General features: G+C 65.7%; 27 protein-coding genes and 1 pseudogene. 21 read left to right on the forward strand and 7 right to left on the reverse strand.

Features of this window, described 5'->3' with window-relative positions:
- Nucleotides 1-32 precede the first annotated feature (32 nt).
- Genes A5766_RS12980 through A5766_RS12990 form a run of 3 tightly spaced genes read left to right on the forward strand, consistent with a single transcriptional unit; the run spans nt 33 to nt 3,295 of the window.
- Entirely contained in the window at nt 33-1,730 is a 1,698-nt protein-coding gene (locus A5766_RS12980; RefSeq protein WP_064905002.1) for a phospho-sugar mutase, read from the forward strand.
- A 48-nt stretch (nt 1,731-1,778) separates the two neighbouring features.
- The gene (locus tag A5766_RS12985) at nt 1,779-2,447 is read left to right on the forward strand and encodes a hypothetical protein (RefSeq protein WP_039856599.1); all 669 of its coding nucleotides are present in this window, start codon (nt 1,779-1,781) and stop codon (nt 2,445-2,447) included.
- 53 nt (nt 2,448-2,500) lie between these two features.
- Complete coding sequence (locus A5766_RS12990) at nt 2,501-3,295, forward strand: ABC transporter ATP-binding protein (RefSeq protein WP_005207850.1); 795 nt, start codon at nt 2,501-2,503, stop codon at nt 3,293-3,295.
- A gap of 46 nt (nt 3,296-3,341) precedes the next feature.
- Here A5766_RS12990 and upp read toward each other — a convergent pair whose 3' ends face one another.
- Nucleotides 3,342-3,965, reverse strand: coding sequence for a uracil phosphoribosyltransferase (gene upp / locus A5766_RS12995; protein ID WP_039856600.1), 624 nt, complete (start codon nt 3,963-3,965; stop codon nt 3,342-3,344).
- Between the two features lie 104 nt (nt 3,966-4,069).
- On the opposite strand from upp, the gene A5766_RS13000 reads away from it, so the two are divergent.
- Genes A5766_RS13000 through A5766_RS13010 form a run of 3 tightly spaced genes read left to right on the forward strand, consistent with a single transcriptional unit; the run spans nt 4,070 to nt 6,697 of the window.
- Nucleotides 4,070-4,393 carry a type VII secretion target gene (locus tag A5766_RS13000; RefSeq protein WP_064904993.1) on the forward strand — a complete coding sequence of 108 codons (324 nt, stop codon included), beginning with the start codon at nt 4,070-4,072 and terminating at the stop codon, nt 4,391-4,393.
- Complete coding sequence (locus tag A5766_RS13005; protein ID WP_005207853.1) at nt 4,390-5,337, forward strand: C40 family peptidase; 948 nt, start codon at nt 4,390-4,392, stop codon at nt 5,335-5,337. Before A5766_RS13000 ends, A5766_RS13005 begins: the two co-directional genes overlap by 4 nt.
- A gap of 58 nt (nt 5,338-5,395) precedes the next feature.
- Nucleotides 5,396-6,697 carry a hypothetical protein gene (locus A5766_RS13010; RefSeq protein WP_064864259.1) on the forward strand — a complete coding sequence of 434 codons (1,302 nt, stop codon included), beginning with the start codon at nt 5,396-5,398 and terminating at the stop codon, nt 6,695-6,697.
- 30 nt (nt 6,698-6,727) lie between these two features.
- On the opposite strand, the gene A5766_RS13015 is transcribed toward A5766_RS13010, so the two are convergent.
- On the reverse strand, nt 6,728-7,855 hold the full coding sequence (locus A5766_RS13015; RefSeq protein WP_005207855.1) for an adenosine deaminase: 1,128 nt from the start codon (nt 7,853-7,855) through the stop codon (nt 6,728-6,730).
- A 186-nt stretch (nt 7,856-8,041) separates the two neighbouring features.
- Here A5766_RS13015 and A5766_RS13020 point away from each other — a divergent pair, with 186 nt between their 5' ends.
- On the forward strand, nt 8,042-8,407 hold the full coding sequence (locus A5766_RS13020) for a hypothetical protein (protein WP_005207856.1): 366 nt from the start codon (nt 8,042-8,044) through the stop codon (nt 8,405-8,407).
- A 196-nt stretch (nt 8,408-8,603) separates the two neighbouring features.
- Here A5766_RS13020 and A5766_RS13025 read toward each other — a convergent pair whose 3' ends face one another.
- Together A5766_RS13025 and A5766_RS13030 are read right to left on the reverse strand one after the other, a co-directional pair.
- Nucleotides 8,604-9,905, reverse strand: coding sequence for a thymidine phosphorylase (locus tag A5766_RS13025; protein WP_005207857.1), 1,302 nt, complete (start codon nt 9,903-9,905; stop codon nt 8,604-8,606).
- Nucleotide 9,906: 1 nt separating this feature from the next.
- Nucleotides 9,907-10,308, reverse strand: a complete 402-nt coding sequence (locus A5766_RS13030; RefSeq protein WP_005207858.1) for a cytidine deaminase — start codon at nt 10,306-10,308, stop codon at nt 9,907-9,909.
- A 220-nt stretch (nt 10,309-10,528) separates the two neighbouring features.
- On the opposite strand from A5766_RS13030, the gene sdhC reads away from it, so the two are divergent.
- The 8 genes and pseudogenes from sdhC (at nt 10,529) to A5766_RS13070 (ending at nt 18,455) form a co-directional block, all read left to right on the forward strand.
- Nucleotides 10,529-10,936 (forward strand): succinate dehydrogenase, cytochrome b556 subunit, encoded by a 408-nt coding sequence (gene sdhC / locus A5766_RS13035; protein ID WP_005207859.1) that lies wholly within the window; start codon nt 10,529-10,531, stop codon nt 10,934-10,936.
- Nucleotides 10,937-10,948: 12 nt separating this feature from the next.
- Nucleotides 10,949-11,407: a succinate dehydrogenase hydrophobic membrane anchor subunit gene (locus A5766_RS13040; protein ID WP_005207860.1), complete on the forward strand. Its 459-nt coding sequence runs from the start codon at nt 10,949-10,951 to the stop codon at nt 11,405-11,407.
- Nucleotides 11,408-11,421: 14 nt separating this feature from the next.
- On the forward strand, nt 11,422-13,182 hold the full coding sequence (sdhA, locus tag A5766_RS13045; protein ID WP_005207861.1) for a succinate dehydrogenase flavoprotein subunit: 1,761 nt from the start codon (nt 11,422-11,424) through the stop codon (nt 13,180-13,182).
- The gene (locus tag A5766_RS13050; RefSeq protein WP_064864265.1) at nt 13,182-13,964 is read left to right on the forward strand and encodes a succinate dehydrogenase iron-sulfur subunit; all 783 of its coding nucleotides are present in this window, start codon (nt 13,182-13,184) and stop codon (nt 13,962-13,964) included. The genes sdhA and A5766_RS13050 overlap by 1 nt, the downstream gene beginning before the upstream one ends.
- A 183-nt stretch (nt 13,965-14,147) precedes the next feature.
- The gene (locus A5766_RS13055; RefSeq protein ID WP_005207863.1) at nt 14,148-14,567 is read left to right on the forward strand and encodes a hypothetical protein; all 420 of its coding nucleotides are present in this window, start codon (nt 14,148-14,150) and stop codon (nt 14,565-14,567) included.
- Nucleotides 14,568-15,295: 728 nt separating this feature from the next.
- Nucleotides 15,296-16,802: pseudogene (locus A5766_RS13060) on the forward strand (APC family permease).
- The gene (locus A5766_RS13065; protein WP_005207867.1) at nt 16,792-17,730 is read left to right on the forward strand and encodes a universal stress protein; all 939 of its coding nucleotides are present in this window, start codon (nt 16,792-16,794) and stop codon (nt 17,728-17,730) included. Before A5766_RS13060 ends, A5766_RS13065 begins: the two are co-directional and overlap by 11 nt.
- Complete coding sequence (locus A5766_RS13070; RefSeq protein WP_005207870.1) at nt 17,727-18,455, forward strand: type 1 glutamine amidotransferase; 729 nt, start codon at nt 17,727-17,729, stop codon at nt 18,453-18,455. The genes A5766_RS13065 and A5766_RS13070 overlap by 4 nt, the downstream gene beginning before the upstream one ends.
- Nucleotides 18,456-18,461: 6 nt before the next feature.
- On the opposite strand, the gene A5766_RS13075 is transcribed toward A5766_RS13070, so the two are convergent.
- Nucleotides 18,462-19,079 (reverse strand): TetR/AcrR family transcriptional regulator, encoded by a 618-nt coding sequence (locus A5766_RS13075; protein ID WP_039856574.1) that lies wholly within the window; start codon nt 19,077-19,079, stop codon nt 18,462-18,464.
- A 53-nt stretch (nt 19,080-19,132) separates the two neighbouring features.
- Between A5766_RS13075 and A5766_RS13080 the strand changes: the two genes are divergently transcribed.
- The 3 genes from A5766_RS13080 to A5766_RS25040 all read left to right on the forward strand — a co-directional run bounded on the left by A5766_RS13080 (nt 19,133) and on the right by A5766_RS25040 (nt 20,578).
- On the forward strand, nt 19,133-19,579 hold the full coding sequence (locus A5766_RS13080; RefSeq protein ID WP_005207873.1) for a PaaI family thioesterase: 447 nt from the start codon (nt 19,133-19,135) through the stop codon (nt 19,577-19,579).
- Nucleotides 19,580-19,649: 70 nt separating this feature from the next.
- On the forward strand, nt 19,650-20,351 hold the full coding sequence (locus A5766_RS13085; protein ID WP_005207874.1) for an NAD-dependent epimerase/dehydratase family protein: 702 nt from the start codon (nt 19,650-19,652) through the stop codon (nt 20,349-20,351).
- Nucleotides 20,351-20,578 carry a hypothetical protein gene (locus A5766_RS25040; RefSeq protein WP_005207875.1) on the forward strand — a complete coding sequence of 76 codons (228 nt, stop codon included), beginning with the start codon at nt 20,351-20,353 and terminating at the stop codon, nt 20,576-20,578. Before A5766_RS13085 ends, A5766_RS25040 begins: the two co-directional genes overlap by 1 nt.
- An 18-nt stretch (nt 20,579-20,596) precedes the next feature.
- Here A5766_RS25040 and A5766_RS13090 read toward each other — a convergent pair whose 3' ends face one another.
- Together A5766_RS13090 and A5766_RS13095 are read right to left on the reverse strand one after the other, a co-directional pair.
- Nucleotides 20,597-22,018, reverse strand: a complete 1,422-nt coding sequence (locus tag A5766_RS13090; RefSeq protein ID WP_005207876.1) for an NAD(P)/FAD-dependent oxidoreductase — start codon at nt 22,016-22,018, stop codon at nt 20,597-20,599.
- Nucleotides 22,018-23,517 carry a gamma-aminobutyraldehyde dehydrogenase gene (locus A5766_RS13095; protein WP_039856576.1) on the reverse strand — a complete coding sequence of 500 codons (1,500 nt, stop codon included), beginning with the start codon at nt 23,515-23,517 and terminating at the stop codon, nt 22,018-22,020. The genes A5766_RS13090 and A5766_RS13095 overlap by 1 nt, the downstream gene beginning before the upstream one ends.
- Before the next feature lie 122 nt (nt 23,518-23,639).
- On the opposite strand from A5766_RS13095, the gene A5766_RS13100 reads away from it, so the two are divergent.
- From A5766_RS13100 to A5766_RS13110, 3 genes are all read left to right on the forward strand, one after another.
- Nucleotides 23,640-24,092: an Lrp/AsnC family transcriptional regulator gene (locus A5766_RS13100; RefSeq protein ID WP_005174049.1), complete on the forward strand. Its 453-nt coding sequence runs from the start codon at nt 23,640-23,642 to the stop codon at nt 24,090-24,092.
- A complete protein-coding gene (locus A5766_RS13105; protein ID WP_005207878.1) occupies nt 24,089-25,462 on the forward strand; it encodes an aspartate aminotransferase family protein in 1,374 nt (457 codons plus the stop codon). Before A5766_RS13100 ends, A5766_RS13105 begins: the two co-directional genes overlap by 4 nt.
- 99 nt (nt 25,463-25,561) lie before the next feature.
- Nucleotides 25,562-26,926: a D-alanyl-D-alanine carboxypeptidase family protein gene (locus A5766_RS13110; RefSeq protein WP_005207879.1), complete on the forward strand. Its 1,365-nt coding sequence runs from the start codon at nt 25,562-25,564 to the stop codon at nt 26,924-26,926.
- The last annotated feature ends 2 nt before the right edge of the window (nt 26,927-26,928 follow it).

Genomic DNA, 26,928 nt, shown 5'->3' on the forward strand with positions numbered 1-26,928 from the left:
GTGGCGGAGTCGAGGACGCGAGAGACGGAGTCATGGACCTGAGCGAAGGAGTCGAGGACGAGTGGGTCGCCGCGTGGATCGCCGCCGATCCCGATCCCGCAACCCGCGCCGAACTCTCCGCACTGGACGGCCCCGACCTCGCCGAGCGTTTCGCCGCACCGCTACGGTTCGGCACCGCGGGGTTGCGTGGCCCGGTGCGCGCGGGCCCCAACGGAATGAACGTCGCAGTCGTCACCCGAGCGACGGCGGGCCTTGCCGCGTGGCTGATCGAGCACGGACACCGGGGCGGTTCGGTCGTGGTCGGTCGTGATGCCCGTCATGGTTCCGAGCAGTTCGCCGCTGCGGCGGCGCAGGTCCTCGCGGCGGCAGGCTTCCGCGTCGTCGTGGTTCCCGCGCCGGGTCCGACGCCGCTGGTGGCGTTCGCGTGTCGCGATCTCGACGCCGTCGCGGGTGTCCAGATCACGGCATCCCACAATCCGCCCGGCGACAACGGCTACAAGGTCTACCTTGCGGGGGGCGCCCAGATCGTTCCGCCGGCCGACGGTGAGATCGAGGAACTCATCGCCGCATCGCCCCACGCCGTCGACGTTCCTCGCCGAGACGTCGTGCACGATCCCCGCGCCGACGAGATCGTCGGCCGCTACCTCGACCGCATCAGCACCCGTTTCCCGATGGTCGCCGACGCCTCACTGCGGATCGCTCTGACGCCGATGCACGGCGTCGGCGGCGCGCTCGCCGTCGATGCCCTTGCGCGCGCCGGATTCACCGACGTCCACGTCGTCGACGAACAGTTCGACCCCGACCCGGACTTCCCCACCGTGGCCTTCCCGAATCCCGAGGAGGCGGGGGCAAGCGACCTACTGCTCGCATGCGCGGAGAAGGTCGAAGCCGACATTGCGATCGCACTCGATCCCGACGCCGACCGGTGCACGGTGGGCACGCGCGTCGACGGCACCTGGCGGATGCTCACCGGCGATGAGACAGGTGCGCTGCTCGGCTCGTTCATCCTCTCCGACGCCGCCGCAGGCCCCGACGGCTCGCCACCGGTCGTTGCGAGCACGCTGGTGTCGAGCAGTCTGCTGGAGAAGATCGCCAGGCGCGTGGGCGCACGTCATGTCACGACGCTGACCGGCTTCAAATGGCTTGTGCGCGCGGGCGAACCGCTGCGCTACGCCTACGAGGAGGCGATCGGGCACTGTGTGGACCCCGACGCGGTGCGCGACAAGGACGGCATCAGCGCGGCGGTGGCATTGGCCGTGTTGGCCGACCGTTGTCGACGCGACGACGTCGGAGTGGCCGACCTGCTCGTGTCGCTCTACGAGACACACGGCGTGCATGTGACGCGCCAACATTCGGTGCGCGTCGACGACACCACCGTGATCGCTGCACTGATGGACCGTCTACGCACCTCACCGCCGAGCACACTGGCAGGCATCGCCGTGACCGCCGAGGACTACGCCCGCCGCGACGACGGCCTGCGCACGGACGCGATCGCGCTCAGCGGGGTGGCTGGTGACGGGATGTCGGTGCGGGTGATGGCACGCCCCTCCGGCACCGAGCCGAAGCTCAAGTACTACATCGAAATGACGACACCTCCCGGTTTCGTGGTGTCGGCAACACAATCGCCCGCGCAAACGACATACGGTGCAGATACCCGTGCACTGGTCCATCTGCTCGACGACATGACGCTGCGTGTCGCGGCCGAACTCGCCGAGTACGGCCGCACCTGATCGACACCACAGTCCGGCAACGGGTCACCGACGGAAGGAATGCTCCGCATGACCTACCCCCAGCTGCCCCCGCAGCGGTCGCCGTGGTCGTCTCCGGCGGTGATCATCGCGATCGTGACGGGAGTCCTCCTCGTCGTCGGCGTCGTTCTGGCCACGCTCATCCTGCTCCCGCGTCTCGAAGGCGACGATTCGAGCTCGGCGGCGGCGTCGAGTTCAGCTGTGCCGACGACCGGGGCACCGGCCAGCGTCGGACCCGCGACCACCACGGGCGGCTCCGGTGGTGCCCAGAACGGCACTCGCCCCACCGAATCCCAGAACAATGGCAACCAGAACGATGGGAGCCAGAACAACGGCAACCAGGACACGGGTAGCCCCACGACCCCGCACGCCACCCCCGACATCGCGGGAACCGACTGGCAGGGGTTCACCGGGGGTCCGCGCTGCAACGCGGCCGACGACCCGGCGATGGTGATCGCCCAGACGAATCGCTCGCAGATCGTGATCTGCCAGGTCGGTTCGCAGTCCGGACGCTGGTACTACAAGGGATACGCCGACGGAAATTCCGTCGAGGTCGGCTATCCGACTCGCAGCGGCAACACCTACAGCGCCACCAACGGCAACGTGACCTACGTCGTGGGGCCGAGCCAACTCGACATCGAGAAGAACGGCGAGACCATCGCCACCGAGCCGATGAGCGCGTACTGGAGCGCATCCTGACCTGCGCCTCCATACCCCGTGACGGGGCGTCGGGATCGCTGGATTACAACTGATTGGTGACCTCCCCCGACGCGCCAGTCCTGAACGCCTCATCGGTCGACGTCGTCCGCAGCGGACGAAAACTACTGCACGACGTCAACCTGTCGGTCTCGCCGGGCGAGCACTGGGCACTGTTGGGACCCAATGGCGCGGGCAAGTCGACGCTGATGGCGATCCTGGGCGCGCGCAGTCATCCCACGACCGGAACCGTTGATGTACTCGGCCGTCGGCTCGGTCGGGTCGACATGCGCGAGTTGCGAACCCACATCGGTCACGTCGACCCGCGCTGGCGTATCGACGTGCCGATCACCGCACACGACGTCGTGCTGACCGGGCTCACCAACACCCCGGAGCTCGACCGCCGCCACGTCTACACCGACGACGAGCATCGCCACGCCGACGACCTGCTCGAGATGTTGGGTATGAGTGCCCGCACAGACTCCGAGTGGCCGGTGATGAGCCAGGGCGAGCGGGGTCGCACGCTGATCGCGCGGGCCCTCATGCCACGTCCCGCGCTCTTGCTGCTCGACGAGCCCGCGACTGGCCTCGACCTCGCCGCGCGCGAACGTCTGCTGTCGGCCATCGACCGCCTGCGCGCAGACGTCGATCGCCTCGCCAGCGTTCTTGTCACCCATCACCTCGAGGATCTGCCGAGTTCGACGACGCACGCGATGCTGCTCCGCGACGGCGAGGTGACGGCGTCGGGACCCGTTGCTCAGACGCTGACCTCGGACGAGATCAGCGCCTGCTTCGACCACCCGGTCTCTGTCCGACGCCACGAAGGTCGCTGGTCGGCGACGGCCGCGTAACGCGCTTCGGCGTCGACATCCCCGCTGCGTCCTCCATGTGGGGTCCTCAGCGAGGGCCGAACTGGCGGTCGCCCGCATCGCCGAGTCCGGGCACGATGTAGGCGGCCTCGTTGAGTCCGTCATCGACAGAAGCGACCACCAGTCGTACCGGATGCCCCGAATCATCCAGTGCGGCAACACCTTCCGGAGCAGCAACGACGCAGACCGCGGTGATGTCCGTCGCGTTGCGTGCGACGAGGAGTTCGATCGTGTGCAGCATCGATCCGCCGGTGGCGAGCATCGGATCGAGGACGAACACCGGGAACCCGGACAGATCGTCGGGCAGCGATTCGAGGTACGGCACCGGCTTGGCGGTCTCCTCGTCGCGCGCGATACCCACGAATCCGACGTGCGCCTCGGGCACCATCGCGAGTGCCTGCTCGACCATACCGAGCCCCGCGCGCAGGACCGGAACGAGGAGCGGCGCACATTCGAGTTTTGACCCCGTGTAGGGCTGCAAAGGCGTCTCGATCTCGACGACCGCGGATTTCGCAGAGCTCAACGCCTCGTACACGAGCATCTGCGTCAGACTCGACAGCGCAGCACGGAATTCCGCGTTACCGGTTGTCTTGTCGCGCAACGTGGTGAGCCGGGCCGCGGCAAGCGGATGTTCGACGATCTGTACCTGCATGCGGATCACTCTAGGGCGCGTCCACCGGCAGTGCGCGCTTGTCCGGCAGCCACGAGAACGCAATTCGATGGAACCGATCGGGGCTTCTCGCCGTCTCAGTTCGCATGACAACCCTCACCTCCCAACGAACCTCACTCGACACCGGCACACTCGACGCCTACGCGGGCACCCAGCGCACCGCAGAGCACCGTGTCGCCGCACACGCTGTTGCCAGCCGTACCGACCTCGCGGCGCTGACACCGACGTTCGGCGTGATCGGAGCCGAGTTCCTCGCGGCACTATCCGCGACGATGCAGGCCCGCGCCGAGCGTCTCGACGCCATTGCCGGCGCTCACGATCGGATCGGCACCACCACGACGACCGCCGCCGTCGCCTACTCCGACGCCGACGCCGCGAACGCCTCCGACATGGGGCTCCGCCTGCCATGATCACTGTCGACATCCTCATCGCGCCCTTACGCATCCTGATCACCGCACTCGGTACCGGGGTGCTGCCCGTCGAGAACCCCGCCACGACGATCCGGTCGGCGAGCACCGACCTCGACGAGGTGCGTCGAACCTCGGCAGCGGCGACGTCGGCGGTGCAGAACGGGTGGCACGGAACCGGGTCACGCGGCGCCGTAGCGGCAGCCGAACGCACTGCCCGCGCCTCGACCGCCGTCGACGACGACGGACGGCAGATTGCCACACTGGTGGAAACCGCAAGTGCTCGAATCGAACTCGCGGCCCGACAGCTGCGCGAGCTGGTCGATTCGTTCGAGCGTGCGGCTATCGCGATGGGTCCCGCGCTGTCGACGTCAGCAGGCCTGGTGGCCATCGTGCCGGTCGCAGTCGACCATGTGCAGCGCGGGCTGTCGATCGTGTCGCGTGCACAGGCCGACCTCGCCGACGACACCAGAGCGATGAGCGAACTCGGCCGCCACGAAGCGCCGGCGCAGGTCGGCTCGCGGCCCGCCGCGAACACAACGTCGCCGACAAGCAAGGGCGTAGCGGTCACTCTCCCCGACGGTTCGGTCGCCTACGCACCGAATGAACGCGCTGCCACCGCGGTCCGTGCAGCACTGAGCCAGCAGGGTGTGCCCTACGTCTGGGGTGGCACCACGCCCGACGGCTTCGATTGCAGTGGATTCACCCAGTGGGCCTACCGCCAGGCGGGCGTCGAACTTCCTCGACTGGCGCAGGAACAGGACACCGCAGGCATGGCGGTCACACAGGATCAGTTGCTGCCCGGCGACCTCGCCGTGTGGGATGGACACGTCGCCATGTACATCGGCAACGATCAGCTTGTGGAGGCCGGCGATCCGGTGGGTGTTTCGCCGTTGCGTACCACCAATGCGGGGCAGGGATTCCAGGGCTTCTTCCGGCCGAAGTGATCCCGGGCGGACGGGGCAGGTATCGAGTTCACAGCGATCATCGCTACGCTGTTGCCTCATGGCCGGAGACATCGTTCCCATCGAACTCGGACTCACCAACGGAAACGGTTTCACCCTGTGGGCGCCACGCTGGCGTGAGGGCGACGACGAGTGGGAGGCATTCCTCGGACTCGACGATGACCTGTACGTATTCCCCGGCGTCGCCGAGCTCGTCGGCTTCGTCCGCACCGACACCGACAACGACCTCGTCGAGCATCCCGCGTGGGACACCGTCAAGCAGCTCTCGGCCGACGAACTGATCCCCGACGACCGCCACACCTACGATCTCGTCGGTGTGCCGGAGCTCGCGGCAGAAGACCCGACGCCCGAGGTGATCGCCGAACTCGAGGACGCGCTCGAGATCGTGCGCATCCTCGGCGAGGTCTGCGAACTGATCACCGTCACCAAGTTCTTCAACGGCAATCCGATCCTCGGCGCGGTGACCACCGGTACCCGCAACTTCGAGGGCCGCGACGGCGTCGACCTGTGGGTCCGCATCGGACGTCTCATCGCCAAGCACTGGGACGACGTCCTCGACTCCATCGATGACGTCATCACGACCCCTGACGTCGACGCTGCGGCCGTCACGGTCGCCGCCGACGAACTCGAAGCCGCCGCGTCGGCCGAGGACGAGGACGAACCCGACGACGACATCGACCTGCTCGACGACGACTCCGACGACTCCGAAGACGCCGAGGCCGCGGCGGTTGTCACAGCCGCGAAAGGCGCAGACGACTCCGAGGAAGACGACCTCGATGACATCGACGACGACGATTTCTGGGCGGGCGTCGGCATCGATCCGATCAAGATCGTCACCGGGACCGGTGAGTACCTCTCGCTGCGCTGCTACCTCGGAGACGATCCCGTGTTCCTCGGTACACGTGGCAAGATCTTCGTGTTCACCTCGCCGCGCACACTCTCGAAGTTCCTCGCCGAGAACAACGACCACGACCTCACCGACGTCTCGACGTTCACCGACGTCCGCACCGAGGCAACCGATGGGGCGCTCGAGTTCGACGTCATCGACGACAACGTGTACGTGCTGCCCGGACTGGCCGAGGACATCCTCGACGGCCCGCGCCGCATCGACCGCAACCAACTCGACCTCGCCGTCGAATTGTTCTCCGACGCAGCCGATTACGCCGACGACGACGCGGTCTCGGAGGCCTTGGCGAGCACGACCCCGCTCGGCTGGTTCGTCGACTACGCGATCAATCCGGACCCGAAGCGATTGGCACCGTCGGCACCGTTCGACAACGAGGCCGAGGCGTGGCGCGCACTCGAGCATGACTTCGAGGACCGCCTCGAGATCAAGCGCTGAGGAGCCACCGCCTGCAGGTCGGTTGCCCGCTCAGCCGATCAGGACGGCGTAGCCGGGCTTGATCACCTCGTCGATGAACGCGAGGCGCTCGTCGAAGTGGATGAACGCCGACTTCATCGCGTTCACGGTGAATCGCTCGAAATCGGCCCAGCCATAACCGAATTGCTGCGCGAGCCGGTAGAACTCCTTGCTCATCGTGGTGTCGCTCATCAGCCGGTTGTCGGTGTTGACGGTGACCCGGAATCGCAGACGCGCAAGCGCGTTGAACGGATGGTCGGCCATCGAGGCGACAGCGCCGGTCTGCACATTCGAGCTCGGGCAGAGTTCGAGCGGAATCCTCTTGTCGCGCACCACATTCGCAATCTCTCCGAGTTCTGCACCCGCAAACGACGACGCCGCGAGGTCGACGCCGTCGGGCAACGTGATGTCGTCGATCACCCGCACCCCGTGGCCGAGTCGGTCGGTTCCGCAGAACGCGATCGCCTCGTGGATGGACGGTAGTCCGAATGCCTCGCCCGCGTGGATGGTGAACGGCGCACTGTTGGCGCGCATGTACTCGAACGCGTCGAGATGCCGGGTCGGCGGATTACCCGCCTCCGCACCGGCGATATCGAATCCGACGACACCCTCGTCGCGATAGCGCACCGCGAGTTCGGCGATCTCGCGCGCACGGGCGGCGTGACGCATCGCGGTCACCAGGCAGCGAACCGTGATCGGTCGCCCACCCGCAGCGGCGACCGCCTCGCCCTCGGCGAACCCGCGCAGCACTGCCTCGACGACCTCGTCGAGCGTCAGTCCTCGCTCGAGGTGCTGCTCGGGCGCATAACGGATCTCGGCGTACACGACGCCATCGGCAGCAAGATCTTCGACGCACTCCCGGGCCACGCGCTCGAGCGCAGATGCCGTCTGCATGACGGCAACGGTGTGCGCAAAGGTCTCCAGGTATCGCTCGAGTGACCCACTGTCCGCGGCCTCCCGGAACCAGCGCGCCAACGAGTCGGCATCGGTGGCGGGGAGGTCGTCGTAGCCGACCTCGGTGGCGAGTTCGAGCACGGTCGACGGTCGGAGCCCGCCGTCGAGATGATCGTGGAGCAAGACTTTCGGTGCGAGCGCGAGGGTGCTCAGGTCGAGGGGTCTGCTGGTCGACGTCGAGAACATGACCCGAACTTACCGACAGCGCCGACCGACGGCATGCCCGGACACGCGCAGTTTCCCGGCGGTCGCGCTCGCCGAGCAATCCCACAGGCCTCGTTGATCCGGTCAGATGAAATCGTGCTCGTATGTTCGGACGAATCCTCGCTTCGAGTGACCCTACGGTGCAGTCGTCCGTCTTGGGGTCGGCGCATGTCTTTCGACCCGCGACGCGCGCCCGGTGCCACACCGCCCGACTACCGTAGCGCCACAACACAGTTCGTGGCACCGGGTGTCTCGCGACAGCCCGGGCCGCCTCCCACAGGACCGGCGCTTCGGCTTCCCTCATCGTTCCGCTCCGTTGTCGGCGCGACGGCGGCATACATTGTGGTGCGCGCTCGCGTCGCCGTCGTGACCGCGGGTCTGGCAAGCGGCGACATCGGGCCATTTGACAACCCGAATGTCCTCAAGGTGGTCATACTGGTCGTGGGAATCGGCGGCTCGCTGTTTTCGATTCTGCCCGGGCTCGTGTTGCTCTGCCGCCGCGGTCCGCGCCCCGGTGGCCAGCCATCGGCGTAGCGTTCATCGCGGCACTGAGTGCACACCCGTGGGGAATCGTCACCGCACTGCTCTGCTTCCTCGCGCCGGTGGCGCAGGTGTACTGGCCCAGTACCTTTCCGCCAGAGGCGGCAGCGGAAACGGCAGGCGATGTCATCGGCCAAGCCGCACCTTGGTTCGCGCCCGGCTCGCCCGGCGAAAGGCCTCAGGCAGACGTCTAACCGATGCGGTCGAGGACGATCGGCCGGATGGCCGACGGCGAATCAGGCAAGATCACGGCCGCCTCATCGAGCCTCGCGCGCGCGGCGTCGAATCGTTCCGGTGTCTGGGTGTGGAGCGTGAACAGCGGCGAGCCTGCGCTGATGCGGTCGCCGGGCTTCGCGTGCATCACAACCCCCGCGCTCGCCTGGACGGCTTCGCCGGGTCGTGACCGTCCGGCGCCGAGCAGCCACGCGGCATCGCCGACGGCCCGCGCGTCGATTCGGTGGACGTATCCGGACGTCTGCGCGGTCACGTCGTCGGTGTGCGGTGCGCGTGGTAGCGGAGCATCCGGATCGCCTCCCTGCGCGGTGATCATGGCGCGCCACGTGTCCATCGCGCTGCCGTCGGCCAGTGCGGCGGCCGGGTCGGCGTCTAAAACGCCTGCGGCGTCGAGCATTTCACGTGCGAGCGCAATCGTCAGTTCGACGACGTCCGACGGTCCTCCGCCGGCCAGCACCTCCAGGGACTCGGCGACCTCGACCGCGTTGCCCGCCGTCAACCCGAGGGGGGAATCCATGTCGGTGAGTAGCGCCGTGGTCCGGACGCCCGCGTCGACGCCGAGCGACACCATGGTCTGCGCCAGTTGTCGCGCGAGCGCCTCGTCGGGCAAGAACGCTCCCGACCCGACCTTGACGTCGAGGACAAGCGCCCCGGTGCCCTCGGCGATCTTCTTGCTCATGATCGAGCTGGCGATCAACGGGACGGACTCGACAGTCCCCGTCACATCACGCAGCGCGTAGAGCTTGCGGTCGGCTGGCGCCAGGTCGGCGCCCGCGGCGCAGATCACCGCTCCGACGTTCTCGAGCTGCGCGTGCATCTCAGCTGTCGTCAGGTCGGCTCGCCAGCCGGGGATCGATTCGAGTTTGTCGAGCGTGCCGCCCGTGTGTCCGAGGCCTCGGCCGGACAGTTGAGGCACAGCGACGCCGAAGGAGGCGACGACCGGAGCCAGCGGCAAGGTGATCTTGTCGCCGACGCCGCCTGTCGAGTGCTTGTCCACGGTCGGCAGCACAGCGCCGCCACGACGTAATCCGGAGAAGTCCATCCGTGTGCCGCTGTCGATCATGGCGCGGGTCCAGTCGTCGATCTCGCGACGCGTCATTCCCCGCAGCACAATAGCCATGAGCAGCGATGACATCTGCTCGGGCGCGACGTCGCCGCGCGTGTAGGCGTCGACGACCCAGTCGATCTGCGGCGTGGTGAGTTCCGCTCCGTCGCGCTTGGTCGCGATCACCGACGTCGCGTGGATGAGGTCGCTCATGTCACCGCACCGCGTCGAGGTCGTCGGGTCCGAATGCGTCGGGTAACAGTCGCGCCAGCGTCGTCGGTCCGGCTCGATGGTCGACGAGCAGATCACCGCCACCGTGTTCGTAGAGAACCTGTCGACAGCGCCCACACGGCATCAGAATCGACCCGGTGGCGTCGCACACACTGACTGCGAGCAGTCGACCGCCGCCCGACGCGATCAACGACGCGACGAGGCCGACCTCGGCGCAGATACCGAGTCCGTATGAGACATTCTCCACATTGCAACCAACCACGATTCGGTCGTCATCTGTGAGTGCCGACGCCCCGACCGGAAACGAAGAATACGGGGCATATGCGCGCGAAATCATTCCAGTTGCGCTGTCCCGCAATAGATTCCAATCGATATCGGGGGTCAAGACACTCTCCTGCCGGGCGGTCGCTATCGGAGTCGATGTGATGGGAGATACCCAAACAAGCTTGGTAAGGCAAACCTAATTCGTAATGCCTTGTCCCGCAGATCGGTTCGGGCAATTTAACGACTCACTCAGCATAGGTTTAAAGTCTCTTGCATGGGTCCAAGGTGACACCCAGCCGGTGCCACCGCGTCCATCGACGATGTTGGAGGCCAATTCCCCGATGAGTTCCGAGACCGAGGTCGCACCGGAGCCGGTGCGCAAACGTTCGCTGTACCGCGGCGATCCAGGCATGTGGTCCTGGGTGCTGCACCGCATAACCGGCGTGACGATCTTCTTCTTCTTGTTCGTGCATGTGCTCGACACTGCCGTGATTCGTATTGATCCGAACAAGTACTCGGAGATCATCAACACCTATAAGACCCCGATCATCGGTCTCATGGAGATCGCGCTCGTGGCGTGCGTGCTCTATCACGCACTCAACGGCCTGCGCATCATCCTGATCGACTTCTGGTCGAAGGGCCCCAAGTACCAGCGTCAGATGCTGTGGGTGATTCTCGGACTGTTCGTGGTGGTCTTCGGTGCCGCGGCGATCCGACTCCTGCAGATCCTCATCGAGTATTCGTTCTAAGGAGATACGACAATGACCACATCTCCTGCCTCACAGAACGTCGCCAAGTCGCTGGGCACGCAGTACGACCGGCCCGCCAGCCTCGACAATCCGCGCTCGCCGCGTAAGCCGCGGGGCGGCAACTTCGAGAAGTGGGCGTGGCTGTTCATGCGCTTCTCGGGCCTGGCGCTGATCATCCTGACCATCGGCCACATGTTCATCATGCTGGCGTGGGACAACGGCGTGCACCGCATCGACGCCTCGTTCGTCGCGGCCCGCTGGCGTGAACCCTTCTGGCAGATCTGGGACCTCACCATGCTGTGGCTGGCCCAGCTGCACGGCGGAAACGGCGTGCGCACGGTGATCGCCGACTACTCGCGCAAGGACTCGACCCGCTTCTGGCTGAACGTGCTGCTCGGGGTCTCGATGATCCTCGTGCTGGTGTTGGGCACCTACGCGCTGCTCACCTTCGACGTGAACAGCGCCAACTAAGGAGACCACTGAAGATGCAGGAACACCGTTACGACGTCATCATCGTCGGTGCAGGCGGCGCCGGTATGCGCGCAGCGATCGAAGCAGCGCCCCGCGCCCGTACCGCAGTGTTGACCAAGCTCTACCCCACGCGTAGCCACACCGGCGCGGCGCAGGGCGGCATGTGTGCCGCTCTGGCCAACGTCGAAGAGGACAACTGGGAGTGGCACACCTTCGACACGGTCAAGGGCGGCGACTACCTCGCCGATCAGGACGCGGTGGAGATCATGGCCAAGGAGGCCATCGACGCCGTGCTCGACCTCGAGAAGATGGGTCTGCCGTTCAACCGCACGCCCGAGGGCAAGATCGACCAGCGTCGTTTCGGTGGTCACACGCGTGACCACGGCAAGTCGCCGGTGCGTCGCGCCTGCTACGCGGCAGACCGCACCGGCCACATGATCCTGCAGACGCTGTATCAGAACTGCGTCAAGCACGACGTCGAGTTCTTCAACGAGTTCTACGCGCTCGACCTGTGTCTGAGTGAGAACGAGAAGGGTGAGCCTGTCGCAACCGGCATCGTCGCCTACGAGCTCGCGACCGGCGAACTGCACGTCTTCCACGCAAAGTCGATCATTTTCGCAACCGGCGGCTCCGGTCGCATGTACAAGACTACGTCGAATGCGCACACGCTGACCGGCGACGGCGTAGGCATCGTGTTCCGCAAGGGCTTGCCCGTCGAGGACATGGAGTTCCACCAGTTCCATCCGACAGGCCTCGCGGGTCTCGGCATCCTGATCTCCGAAGCCGTTCGCGGTGAGGGCGGCATCCTGCGCAACGCCGACGGCGAGCGATTCATGGAGCGCTACGCCCCGACCATCAAAGACCTCGCACCCCGCGACATCGTCGCGCGCTCGATGGTTCTCGAGGTTCTCGAAGGACGCGGCGCCGGACCGAACAAGGATTACGTCTACATCGACGTCACCCATCTCGGCGAGGACGTGCTGAACGAGAAGCTCCCCGACATCACCGAGTTCGCACGCACGTACCTCGGCGTCGACCCGGTGAAGGAGTGGGTGCCGGTCTACCCGACCTGCCACTACCTGATGGGCGGCATCCCGACCAACATCGAGGGTCAGGTGCTGCGCAGCAACAACAACAACGATGTCGTCCACGGCCTCTACGCCGCAGGCGAGTGCGCGTGCGTGTCGGTGCACGGTGCAAACCGTCTCGGAACCAACTCGCTCCTCGACATCAACGTCTTCGGGCGTCGCGCCGGTATCGCAGCGGCCGACTACGCCAACAGCCACGGGTTCACCGACCTGCCGGAGAAGCCGACCGACATGGTCACCGGCTGGCTCGAGACCATCCTGTCCGAGCACGGGCATGAGCGCGTCGCCGACATCCGGACCGCGCTGCAGCAGACGATGGACGACAACGCGTCGGTGTTCCGCACCGAGGAGACGCTCAAGCAGGCGTTGACCGACGTCCACGCTCTCAAGGAGCGCTACGACCACATCCGCGTGCACGACAAGGGCAAGCGCTTCAACTCCGATCTGCTCGAGGCCATCGAGCTGGGCTTCTTGCTCGAACTCGCCGAGGTCACCGTCGTCGGCGCGCTCAACCGCAAGGAATCGCGCGGCGGGCACGCCCGCGAGGATTACCCCAATCGCGATGACACGAACTTCATGCGCCACACGATTGCCTACAAGAAGGGTGACAAGCTCCTTTCCGACATCGAGCTCGACTGGAAGCCTGTCATCCAGACCCGTTACGAGCCGATGGAGCGTAAGTACTGATGACCGCCACCATTGAGGCGCCGCACACCGACGAGCCGCCGTTGCCAGAAGTCCCCGACGAAGCGACCATGGTCACGCTGAAGATCATGCGTTTCAACCCGGAGGAGCCCGACGCCCAGGGCTGGGAGAGCTTCCGCGTGCCCGCGCTGCCGACCGACCGGCTGCTCAACCTCCTGCTCTACGTTAAGGGCTACCTCGACGGAACGCTGACCTTCCGACGTAGCTGCGCCCACGGCGTGTGCGGCTCCGACGCGATGCGAGTCAACGGCGTCAACCGCCTGGCCTGCAAGATGCTGATGAAGGACTTCCTGCCCAAGGACAAGTCCAAGGACATCACCATCACCATCCAGCCCATCAAGGGTCTTCCGGTGGAGAAGGACCTCGTGGTCAACATGGAGCCCTTCTTCGACGCGTACCGCGCGATCAAGCCGTTCCTGATCACCTCCGGCAACGAGCCGACCCGTGAGCGCATCCAGAGCCAGAAGGACCGCGCACGTTTCGACGACACCACCAAGTGCATCCTCTGTGCGTGCTGCACCACGAGCTGCCCGGTGTTCTGGAACGAGGGCAGCTACTTCGGCCCCGCGGCGATCGTCAACGCGCACCGCTTCATCTTCGACAGCCGCGACGAGGGCGCCGTCGAGCGTATGGACATCCTCAACGATTCCGACGGTGTGTGGCGCTGCCGCACCACCTTCAACTGCACCGACGCATGCCCGCGTGGCATCCAGGTGACCCAGGCGATCCAGGAGGTCAAGCGCGCGCTCATGTTCTCGCGCTGATCTCGGCATCACCGACGCAGACTCTCTCTGCAGCCCCGGCGAACCCCACCATTCACGGATGGTGGGGTTCGCTGTTTTCGGGTTCGCTGTTTTTTCGTCCCCGATGAAACCGATCGGGGTTCGCGTGCGTCCAAGTCCTCAAGGCCACAGCCGTGGACTCGACACGCCGAACGGAGCGAACCCATGACCATCCGATCCATCCTCGTCAGCCTGCTGATCCTCGTGTGCGGAGCGCTACTGAGCACCGCCACGCCCGCCGCGGCGTCGACCCGATTCCCGGGCACCGGCGACGTGGTGACCATTTCTGTCAGCTCCGACCGCGAGTGGAACGAGCAGATCGTCTGGTTCGACGCCGACAACAAAATCCGCCACCAATCCGACGTGCGGCTTCCGACGCACGACGACGCGAGCGGCCTCTGGTCGGGATCGCTCACGATTGTCAGCCGGTCCCGCAATCAGAACATCGACGTCTCCTTCGGCTCGACGGGTCGCTTCGCTCGCTGCGAGATCTGGGTCGGCAAGGTCAAGGTCCGCGACCACACCGCCCGCGGCGCCCACGCCCTCGCGACGTGCGACCGCCCGACGCCGCGTCGAAAGAGCTGACACGCCGCGCGGTTGCCGGCCGGGTCGGGGGCGCGGTTCGGGGGCGGGTTCTGGCTCCCGCCCGGGGCAGAAAGTAGGGGAAGGGTTCTTTCCCCGGGGTGTCGACGTTTCCCCGCGAAGCTACCCAAGGAACGGCCTAAAACCCGAGGAAGGATCGTTTCCCCTAGTTTCTGCGCAGGTCAGCGCGCCGTCCAGCCCGCCGGCGGCCGCCCGACCACCCCAGCACCAACCACCCCGTCTTTCCCCTACTTCCCGACGCCCAGCGCGCAGCTCTTCCCCTAGTTCCCGACGCCGGTTCACGCGCGCGGCCGCGGACAGCTCCCAAAACACACGGAAAAATGTCGCGGAAAGAACTCTTCCCCCACTCCTCGACGTTTCCCCGCGAAGCTACCCAAGGAAGAGCACACAACCCGAGGAAAGAATCCTTCCCCCACTTTCTGCGCGGGCCGAACGCCGAGCGGCCACCGCCCCACCACGACGCCGCACCCTTCCCCCACTTTCTGCGCGGGCCAAAACCGGTCCGGACGCGCGCGCCCGAGCCGCCCAGCGCACACCCCAAACCCCTGAGCGCGCCTAAAATCTTTAGCCTCGTCGAATCGGACAAAAATCGCGTATTCCGAATCAATCCCGCCGATTCGACGTCGATTTGCTCCGTCACCGCGCACAGACTCTGCGGGAACCATAGTCTTGACGAACCACTGAGCGACGTCATAGGGGGTGATCACGGCATGGCAGAGAAGCTTCACGCCGAGATCCAGTCGGGCGACAAGGGACTGCGGGCCGGGTCGATCGGACTGCTGGGCAACGTGATCATCGGACTGTCGGCAGTGGCGCCCGCCTACAGTCTGGCCGCGACGCTCGGCTACGTGGTCGCGGCGGTGCACAGCAAAGCGCCTGCGATGTTCGTGATCGCGTTCATCCCGATGCTGCTGGTGGCGTTCGCCTACCGGGAGCTCTCGCGCGACACCCCCGACTGCGGAACGACCTTCACCTGGGGCACCAAAGCGTTCGGGCCGTGGATCGGGTGGATCGGTGGATGGGGTCTCGCGGTGTCGGCGATCATCGTGCTCGCCAACGTCGCCGAGATCGCGGCCGTGTACCTGCTCCGCTTTCTGCACCTCGATTCACTCGCCGACAACCTCTGGGCCAAGGTCGCTCTCGGGTGCTTCTTCATCATCGTGATGACGTGGATCAGCATCCGCGGCATCGTCATCAGTGAGCGCATCCAGTCGGTGCTCATGTTCATCCAGTTCGGCATCCTGATCCTGGCGAGCGTCATCGCGCTCGTGAAGGTCGCGACCGACCACGCCGGCGCCCAGGCCGTCACACCTCAGTGGAGTTGGTTGTCGCCGACGGGTCTCGACCAGTCGTCGATCGCCGCGGCGGTGATCCTGTGCATCTTCATCTACTGGGGATGGGACGCGTGCCTGGCAGTGGGTGAGGAAACCAAGGATCCCGAGAAGACACCCGGCCGGGCGGCGGTGATCTGCTGCCTGATCCTCGTTGCCACCTACGTCTTGGTCGCCTACGCCGTCGAATCGTTCGCAGGTTTCGGCACCACCGGCATCGGTCTGAACAACCCCGACAACACCGACGACGTGCTCACCATCCTCGGCGAACCGGTCGCGGGCGCCGTGATGGCGTCGGCGTTGCTGCTCGTCGTCAGCATCTCGGCCCTGTCTTCGACGCAGTCGACCATCCTGCCGACGGCACGCGGCACGCTGTCAATGGCCGTGTACAAGGCGCTCCCCCCAGCGGTTCGCCTACATCCACCCGCGCTACATGACGCCTGCGTTCGGCACGGCCGTGATGGGGGCGTCGGCGCTGATCTTCTACCTCGTGCTGTCGTTCGCGAGTCAGAACACGCTCGCCGACTCGATCGCGTCACTCGGTCTCGCCGTCGCGTTCTACTACGGCATCACCGCGTTCTCGTGTGTCTGGTACTTCCGTCGAACCCTGTTCGACTCCGCCCGAAACTTCTTCATGCGCGGACTCTTCCCACTCTTCGGCGGCATCGCGATGGCCTGGGCATTCATCAAGAGCGCCATCGACATGATCAACCCCGACTACGGTTCGACGTCGATCGGCGGAATCGGTGGCGTGTTCATCCTCGGCGTCGGCATGCTGGTCCTCGGGGTCCCGTTGATGCTCGCCTGCTGCGCCGCCGACAGCGACTTCTTCAAGGGCAAGACCCTCAACGCGAATACCGAAGTGAAGGTCCCCGATGTCTACTGACGACAACTCCGCTGCGAGCCCGAAACGTGTCGCTGTCGGCTATCTCGCCACACAATCGGGGGACGACGGGGTCGCACTCGGCGCGGCCATCGCAACCAAGACGGGCGCGGCGATCGACCTCATCTGCGTGGTCCACCCCGTCCCCTACGACGGCCAACCGGGCATCGATCAGTACATGGAGCGCCTCGAAAACCAAGCGGCGGAATGGCTTGCCGACGGTGCATCACGCATCCCGGAGGGCATCGAGGTGCGCACCGTCGTCACCGTGCACGAGTCGTTCACCGAGGGCCTCATCGAGGTCGCCGAGCAATCCGGAGCGGCGATGATCGTCGTCGGCGGCACGGGCGACGGCATCATCTCGCGTCACGCTCTCGGCACGGTGAGTACCGAGTTGCTGCATTCCTCTCCCCTGCCCGTCGCGCTGGCGCCGCGTGGATACGCGCGTCGCTCCGACGTCGTGATCGACATGATCACCGTCGCCGTGCCGGTCAAGAAGTCGGCCAGCGACCCCCTCCCGTTCGCCATCCGCTTCGCCGAAGCCGCGTCGATCGACGTACGTCTGCTCTCGTTGGTGTCACTGGACCCAACGGTCGACGACACCAGCCTCGCGGTGCGCAAGCAACAGGTCGACGTTGCGCGGAAGCTCCTCGAACACACCCGTGACCAGCTCGACGTCGACCTCGAGGTGGACGTCCTCGTCGCCGATGGCGACACCCTCGACGAAGCGCTCGCCAATCTCCCGTGGGACGCCAACGACATCGTCGCTGTCGGCTCGGGGCACCTGGGCGCCGACAATCGCGTCTTCCTCGGCACGACGGCCGCACGCATTCTGCGCTGGACCACAGCCCCGGTGATCGTCGTACCCAAGGAATCAACCGCAGACACTGAAGCCACGGAACCGACAGCAACCAAGGCGCAGGAGAAGTGACGACGCTGCGACTGCTCGAGATCAGGCACGCCGAGTGCGAATCACTCGGCACGTACGCGGGCGGTCTTCCACACGACGCCGAGGTCACCACGTTGCGAGCCGAGCGCGACACGTTTCCCGACGACCCTGCGTCGTTCGACGCCATCGCAGTGATGGGCGGCGGAATGGGAGCCAACGACGGCCCGACCCATCCGTGGATCGACGACGAGATCGAGTTCCTGCGACGGGCACTGGCCGAGGATGTACCGATCTGGGGAGTCTGCCTCGGATCTCAGTTGCTCGCGAGCGCGGCCGATGCGAAGGTCAGCACGGGACCTGCCCCCGAGATCGGTATCTCGAAGGTCACCTGGACCCCGGACGGCGTCGTCGACCCTGTCTGGAAAGACCTGTCGGACAAGACATTCGACTGCATGCAGTGGCACTACGACACATTCGAACTACCCGAAGGCGCGACGCTGCTCGCGTCGTCGGAGGCGTACCCGAACCAGGCGTTCCGTCTCGGCGCGAGTTACGGCCTGCAGTTCCATCTCGAAGTCGACTCCCCGCTGTTCGCCACCTGGCTCGACGACCCCGACTACCGCACCGAACTCGTCGATGCGCTGGGTCCAAGTGGCCCCGATCAGGTCAGCGCCGACCTCGCCGACGTCGAGTCGACGACCCGCGCGATGGCTGCGGCAGCGATGTCGCGGTGGTTCGACGTCGTCGTCGCGCGACAAACACGCTAGGCCCGCTCACACATCGGACACCTGCGCCACGCGGGCAACGTGGAGTTCCACGGCGTCAGCGAGCAGGCTGTCACTGGTGGCGGCGCCGATGTGCCCACGTTGTTCGAGCGCGAGAACCCCGTTGATGGCCGCCCATGCGAGCAGTACCGACGAACGAGCGGAGGGGTCGTCGGAGTCGATCGCATCAATCACGTCGTCGGCTACGCCCGTGAGTGCCCGCGCGATCTCCGACCGCGCCTGGTCGACGACATCCCCGTGCACCTCGGACACGTCGGCGAGACCCAGCATCCGGAAGGCGAGCGGCTCGTCCCGATGGAAGCGCACATACTCCTCGAACGCCGCGCGAGCCGTCGGCGCCCCACCACCGGTTCCCTCGACGCTGCGCCGCATCCGTTCGGCGTGGTCGCGCGCCAGTCGACACGCGACCACCGCGTAGACCTCTGCCTTGCCGTCGGGGAAATTCCCATACAGCGATGTCAGCGCGACGTCGGCGTTCGCAGCGATCGCATCGACCGACGTGCCACGAAATCCGTTGCGTGAGAACAACTCGGCGGCGGCGTCGAGCACAGCGGCCCGCGTCCGCCGTCGTCGTCGATCGCGGGGCTCGTCAAGCAGTGAGGACATGTGCTAATTGTAGTCTGACTACGTTTTCATAGTCCAACTACAGAAGGATCGACATGTCTCCCACGGTCTCCACCTCCGACCTGCCAACACCCACCGACGGCTCCGAGGTGATATCACTACTCATCCCCCGCTCGCCCTTCGTGGCAGAACTCGGGCTACGACTGACCGACATCACCGACGGCCACGCCGAACTGGTCATGCCCTACCGGCCGGAGCTGACGACCATCGGCGAGATGGTCCACGGCGGCGCGATCAGCGCATGTGCGGACATCGGAATCATGGCGGCCGCCTGGGCAGGCCGACCCATTTCCGATCGGCTTCGTGGAGTCACCACCGCGATGTCGGTGAACTTCATCAGCCCACTGATCGCCGACGATCTGCGCATCGTCGCCGACCGCCTCCACAACGGAAATCGGCTGTGCCACTGCACTGTTGATCTGATCTCCGCAACTGCGGGCACACTTGTCGCCCGCGCGACGGGCACCTATCAGATCGGCTGACCAACAACTGCGGACACACTGCGCGCCAATAATTGTTGACACTGCTTACATCGACGCTTAGCGTCGAACCATGCAGACGATCCTTGGCGCCAACGGGCAGATCGGGACAGAGCTCGCTCGCGAGCTCCACCGCAACCACACCCGCGACATCCGCCTCGTCAGCAGACACCCCCGGCGGGTGAACGAGACCGACGAACTTGTCGCCGCCGACCTCATGGATGCCGCCCACACCGACGCCGCTGTCGCGGGAAGCGACATCGCATACCTGACCGTCGGACTGCCCGCCGATTCTCAGATGTGGGCGCAGCGTTTTCCGGTGATGATGCGCAACGCGATCGATGCCTGCGCTCACCACGGCACGAAGCTCGTGTTCTTCGACAACACCTATATGTATCCGATGACGAGTGAGCCACAGACCGAGTACACCCCATTCCGCCCCGCAGGCAGCAAGGGCCGCACGCGCGCGCAGACCGCAACCATGTTGCTCGACGCGATGAACGCGGGAACCGTCGACGCCGTGATCTGTCGTGCCCCCGAGTTCTACGGTCCGGACCAGACCCAAAGCTTCACCAACGCATTGGTTTTCGATCGAATCGCGCAGCACAAGCGGACGTTCGTCCCGATCCGCGACGACACCCTGCGGTCCCTGATCTGGACTCCCGACGCCAGCCGGGCGATGGCGCTGATCGGCAACACCGAGTCGGCCTACGGGCAGACCTGGCATCTCCCGATCGACAGCAACCGACGCACCTACGCACCTACGCACAGCTGATGGAGCTGACCTCACAGGCGAGCGGCCACCGGAACAAGTACACGGTGCTCGGCACACCCGTCTTCGCGCTCGGCAGACTCTTCAGCAAGAACGTCCGCGAACTGTGGGAGTTGTTGCCGCGCTACGGCGTCGACACCGTCTTCGTCTCCGACAAGTTCACCCGAGCCTTCCCCGACTTCGCCGTGACCACGTACGACGCAGGCGTCGCCCAACTCGTCACTTACTAGACAACGCGCGCGGCCACATCAGCTGTCGAAGCCCAGCCCGACCTTGTCCATCACGGTCAACCACAGGCCGCGCTTGCCCTGACGCCGCTCGCTGCGAGCCAGTTCGCGGCGGGTCATGTTGATGCCGAACGCGCGCAAGGGTTCCGGCGGAAACGGAATCGGCTTGGAGCGCACCATGTTCAAACGCGTGCGCTCGGTGTCGGCACCGTCGACGAGGTCGAGTGCCGTTGCGGCAGCGAAGTGCGACGCACCGACGCCGAGACCGGTGAACCCCACCGCGGTGACGACGCGTCCACCGTACGAGCGGTCCCAGAACGCACAGAACCGCGAGCACGTATCGATGGCCCCACCCCACGCGTGACTTGCGCGGATACCCTCGAGTTGCGGAAACATCTGCAGCAGATGCTCGCCGAGCAATGCGAACTCGCGCGGTTCCTGCTGGTGACGCGGAGAATCGTCGGATCTGTAGTGGTACAACGCATCCCAGCCGCCGAACAGAATTCGGTTGTCGGCGGTCAGACGGAAGTAGTGGAACCGCGGCCCCGCGTCGGCAAGTCCCTCCCTGCCCTTCCAGCCGATCGACGCGAGCTGCGCCTCCGACAGCGGTTCGGTCATGATCGCGTAGTCCCACACCGGCACCGTGTACAGCCGTAGACGACGAACCAGCGACGGGCTCGCCGACGTCGCGAGTACGGCTCGATCGGCGACGATCTCGCCGAGGCCGGTACCCAGTCGCAACCTGTCACCCTCGCTGCTGATTCCGGTCACTTCCGACTGCTCGAAGATCTGCACGCCGAGACGTTCCGCGGCGTCGGCAAGACCCCACGCCAGTCGCGCGGGGTCGAGCATGATGACGGCGGGATCGAACACCGCTCCCGCCACCATCGGCGAGTCGACACGTTCGCGCGCCTGCGCCTCCGTCAGCAGCGGCAGGTCTTCGCCGAGTTCTCTTGCCGACGCCGCGTACTCGGCCAATTCGTCTGCCTGCCAATCGAAATTGGCAAAGTCGAGTTCGCCGGTGCGCTCGGCGTCGGCAGCGATGCCGTGGCGGCGGATGGCCTCATCGATGGCGTCGAGCGTCTCGTGACCGAGGCGCAGCAGTGTCGGCAATTCGTCGGCAAAGCGTTCCATGCCATTACCGAGGCCATGGGTGAGGCTCGCCGAGCAGAAGCCGCCGTTGCGTCCGCTGGCGTGCTCGGCGATCCGATCACGCTCGACCAGCACGATCCGACGTCCCGGATTGCGTTCTGCGGCTTGCACCGCGGTCCACAGTCCGGTGAAACCCCCACCGACGATGACGAGATCGGCGGTCACCTCACCGAGCACGCGCGGACGCGGCGCAGGCCGATCCGCGCGATCGAGCCAATACGACGACGCGTGCGCGGTGGAGACCAGTGCTGCCCCGCGTGCTGTGGGCTCTGTGGCCCATGCCTCGCTCATCAGCAAACCTCTCCCGGATTCGTGAACACCGTTCGATGCCAAGGCTTTCGGGCAACACCGGTGATATCACTCATCACGTGTTTGACGGTCAGGTACTCGTCGAGCGAGTAGGTCGACATGTCCTTGCCAAAGCCCGACGCGCCGACACCGCCGTGCGGCATCTCGCTGATGATCGGGATGTGGTCGTTGATCCACACGCAGCCCGCCTTGATCTCACGGCTCGCCCGCTGCGCGCGGTAGACGTCGCGCGTCCACGCCGATGCGGCGAGTCCGTAGACCGTGTCGTTCGCGCGGCGCAGCGCGTCGTCGTCGTCGGCGAAGGACGAGACGGTCAGCACCGGGCCGAAGACCTCGTCGCGGTAGATCTCGGAGTCCTCCGCGACGTCGGCGATCAACGTGGGCGGGTAGAAGCTGCCGGGGCCGTCGGGCAGCACCCCGCCGGTCACCACACGCGCGCCGGCGGCGCGGGCACGTTCTACCATTGCCGAGACCTTGTCGCGGTGTGCGTGGGAGATGAGTGAGCCCATGTCGGTGTCGGGGTCGCGCGGATCGCCGACCCGCACCGACGACATGACATCGGCGACGCCGGCCACGAATTCGTCGTAGAGCGACGGCGCGACGATCGCCCGCGTGGCGGCCGTGCAGTCCTGTCCGGCGTTGATGAGCGCTCCCGCGACGGCACCCTGGATCGCCGCGTCGAGGTCGGCATCGTCGAAGACGACGAACGGCGCCTTGCCACCGAGTTCGAGTTGTACGCGCGTGCCATTCGCCGCGGCCTGCGACATCACCATGCGCCCGACCGCCGTCGAACCGGTGAAGGTCACGATGTCGACGTCGGGGTGTCCGGCGATGGCGGCGCCGACATCCGCGCCAGTGCCGACCAGGACGTTGAAGACGCCATCGGGCAGACCCGCTTCCGTCGCCAGGCGAGCGAGTGTCAGCGTCGTCAACGGAGTGATCTCCGCGGGTTTGAGTACTACGGAGCACCCGGCGGCCAACGCGGGCAACACTTTCCACACGGCCATCTGCAGGGGGTAGTTCCACGGAGTGATCGATCCGACGACCCCGACGGGTTCGCGTCGAATCGACGACGTGTGGTCGCCGGAGTACTCCGCACTCGCCTTGCCGTCGAGATTGCGTGCAACGCCCGCGAAGAAGTCGACGTTGTCGATACTGCCCGGCACGTCGAATTCCGTTGCTAGGCGGATCGCCTTGCCGGTGTGTGAGACCTCTTCGCTCGCCAACAGATCGGCGTTGGCGTCGAGCAGACGCGCGAAGGTGTGCAGTACCGCCGACCTCTCCGCCGGCGTGGCTCCACCCCAATCGTGTTGTGCGCGCGCGGCATGTGCGACCGCAGAGGTAACGTCGGAGGCGGAGGCGAGCACCAGGTGCGCTACCGGAGTATCAGTGGCGGGATCGATCACTGTGTGATCGAGTCCCGATCCGCTGCAGGGAGCACCGTCGACCCAACCACTGGGAACTGTCGTGATGGTTGACACGACAGATCACGATACCGCCAAAACAACGGATTCACGACTCGAAGCATCACTTTTCAACTGAAACCGTGGTTTCGGTTGCCAATATCTGCAGAATCCGCCACCATCGACATGTGGGCGAACCAATGTCGACACACCTCGACGCCATCGCGAAGAAGATCATCGAAGAACTCCAGGCCGACGGCCGGAGTTCCTACGCGGCGATCGGCAAGTCCGTTGGCCTGTCGGAAGCTGCTGTGCGCAACCGCGTTCAGAAGCTCAGCGAGAGCGGCCTGCTGCAGATCGTCGCGGTAACCGATCCGCTCAAGCTCGGCTTCTCCCGCCAGGCGATGGTCGGCATCCGCTGCACCGGCGATACGGAGCGATTGGCCCGGCAACTCGCCGAGCATCCCGAGATCGACTACGTGGTGCTGACCGCCGGTACCTACGACATCATGATCGAGGTTGTCTGCGAGGACGACGATCACCTCCTCGACATCATCAATCGTAGGGTTCGAACACACCCAGAGGTGAACTCGACCGAGACCCTCGTTTATCTGAAACTAGTGAAACAGCAATACAATTGGGGTACACGATGACCGCATCCGTAACCGAATCCCTCGGGCAGCGAAGCGCTGCGCACCTGTGGGGACACTTCTCCCGTCACGGCGACGAGATCACGCCACCGGTGATCACACGAGGTGAGGGCGCACGCATCTTCGACGATCGCGGTCGCAGCTACCTCGACGGACTCGCGGGACTCTTCGTCGTCCAGGTCGGGCACGGACGTGACGAGCTCGCCCAAGCGGCGGCAAAGCAGGCCAAAGAACTGGCGTTCTTTCCGCTGTGGTCCTACGCCACTCCTCCCGCCATCGAGCTCGCCGAGCGACTCGCGGCCAACGCGCCGGGCGACCTCAACCGCGTCTTCTTCACCAGCGGTGGCGGCGAGGCCGTCGAAAGCGCGTGGAAACTCGCCAAGCAGTACTTCAAGCTGACCGGAAAACCGATGAAGCACAAGGTGATCTCGCGTTCGATCGCCTACCACGGCACCCCGCAGGGCGCGCTGGCCATCACCGGCATCCCCGACCTCAAGAAGATGTTCGAACCGCTGACTCCCGGAGGGTTCCGCGCACCGAACACCAACATCTACCGCGCTCCCGACGAGGAACTTGCTGCCGACCCCAAGAAGTTCGGCCGCTGGGCAGCCGACCGCATTGCCGAGGCCATCGAGTTCGAGGGCCCCGACACCGTCGCAGCTGTGTTCCTCGAACCGGTCCAGAACGCGGGCGGATGTTTCCCGCCACCGCCCGGCTACTTCGAACGTGTCCGCGAGATCTGCGACGAGTACGACGTCCTGCTGGTCTCCGATGAGGTGATCTGCGCGTTCGGCCGCATCGGGTCGATGTTCGCCTGCGAGGACTTCGGCTATCAGCCCGACATCATCACCTGTGCCAAGGGCATGACATCGGGCTATTCGCCGATCGGCGCGATGATCGCCAGCGAGCGACTCTTCGAGCCGTTCAACGACAATACGACGACCTTCGCGCACGGCTACACGTTCGGCGGTCACCCCGTGTCGGCGGCGGTCGCGCTGGCCAACCTCGACATCTTCGAACGCGAGGGACTCAACGACCACGTGAAGACCACCGCGCCCGCGTTCCGATCGACGCTCGAGAAGCTCCACGACCTACCGATCGTCGGCGACGTGCGTGGCGAAGGATTCTTCTACGGCATCGAGCTGGTCAAGGACAAGGCCACCAAGGAGACGTTCACCGAGGCAGAGTCCGAGCGCATCCTGCGTGGATTCCTCTCAACCGCGCTGTTCGACGCCGGTCTCTATTGTCGCGCCGACGACCGCGGCGACCCGGTCATCCAGCTCGCGCCGCCGCTCATCTGCGGCCAGGCAGAGTTCGACGAAATCGAGCAGATCCTGCGTGGCGTTCTCACCGAGGCGTACACACTCCTCTGAGGTTCTCCAGGACTGAGCAACGACGGGCGCGTCGGCGGACAAGCAGTTCCGCCGGCGCGCTACCGCTATGACGTGAGGCGCTGTAGCCTCCTGTGCGATATGCGTCCTACTCGCGCCACCGCGCCCTTCGCCACAGACTTCGTCGTCCGCCGCGTGGTCGCACTGATCGTCGCTGTGGTGAGGATTGCAGCTGCGGTCGGGATCGTCGCTGTGGGCGCGATCGGTCCGGGCCTGGTCGCATCGCCCGCGTGGGCGGCCCCGACGCAGGCACAGTCGCAGGACACCTCGCCTGACACCGACCACTGCCCGCATCGGGTCTCGCCGCCTCCCGCTGTCGACGAGTCGGAAGTCGTGGCTCCCGGCTCGACGACACCAACCCCACTGCCGGTGCATTCCCCACCGGTCGGCGGCGAAGCGTTGGGCGGGTGCGGCGTCGTCGCAGACTCGTCGGCGGGTCGTGTGCCGGAGCGGCTGACGTCGGCGGCCTGGCTGGTCGCCGATCTCGACAGCGGCGCCGTGATCGCGGCCAAAGACCCGCACGGTCGGTACCGCCCAGCGTCGACCATCAAGATCCTGCTCGCGCTCACCGCATTGCGCTCGGGGATCTCGCTCGACAAACCGGTCACCGCGACGGCAGACGATTGGAGCGCCGAGGGCGACTCGTGCGGGATGGGTCCGGGCGGCAAATACACCATGCGCGACATGATGATCGGGCTCCTCATGGTGTCCGGAAACGACTGCGCCCACGTCATCGCGCGAGACCTCGGCGGCATCGACGCCACGCTGACCAAGATGAACCAGCTCGCGCACTCGCTGCAGGCGTATGACACCAGGGCGTCGACCCCGTCTGGTCTCGACTCCGCCGGAATGTCGACATCCCCATATGACCTCGCGGTGATCTTCCGTGCCGCCATGCAGAACTCGACGTTCCGCGACATCATCGCCATGCCGAACCACCCGTTTCCCGGGTACCCGAAACGACCCGACGTCCCCGGCGACGTCGACCACCCCGGCTACCTGATGCAGACGTCGAATCATCTTCTGCTGGAAGGCGATCCGGGCGTCCTCGGCGGCAAGACCGGCTATACCGACGACGCGCAGAAAACGTTCGTCGGGGCCGTCAAGAAGGACGGTCGTACCGTTCTGGTGGTTCAGATGTACGGCTTGTCGACTGCCGACGACAACTACTGGGATCAGGCACGCTCGCTCGTCGCCTACGGTGCGCACGCTCCACGCGAGGCGAAGGTGGGCGAACTCGCATCGACCTCAGGCGAACGCGCGAATACCTCCGACGACGCGCGCGTCGCGGTTCCGACGACCGAAGCCGAAGCGTCGACTCCCCAGGGCGCGGCTCTTCAAGAGTCGACATCTGGATGGTCGGTGCGCATCCTCGTCGGACTCGTGGGGCTGCTGGCGGCGCTGCTCCTGCTCCTGCTTGCGCTTCGCTTGATCCGACGCCGCTGATC

Source organism: Gordonia sp. 852002-51296_SCH5728562-b (genome assembly GCF_001665475.1).
Taxonomy (GTDB): domain Bacteria; phylum Actinomycetota; class Actinomycetes; order Mycobacteriales; family Mycobacteriaceae; genus Gordonia; species Gordonia sputi.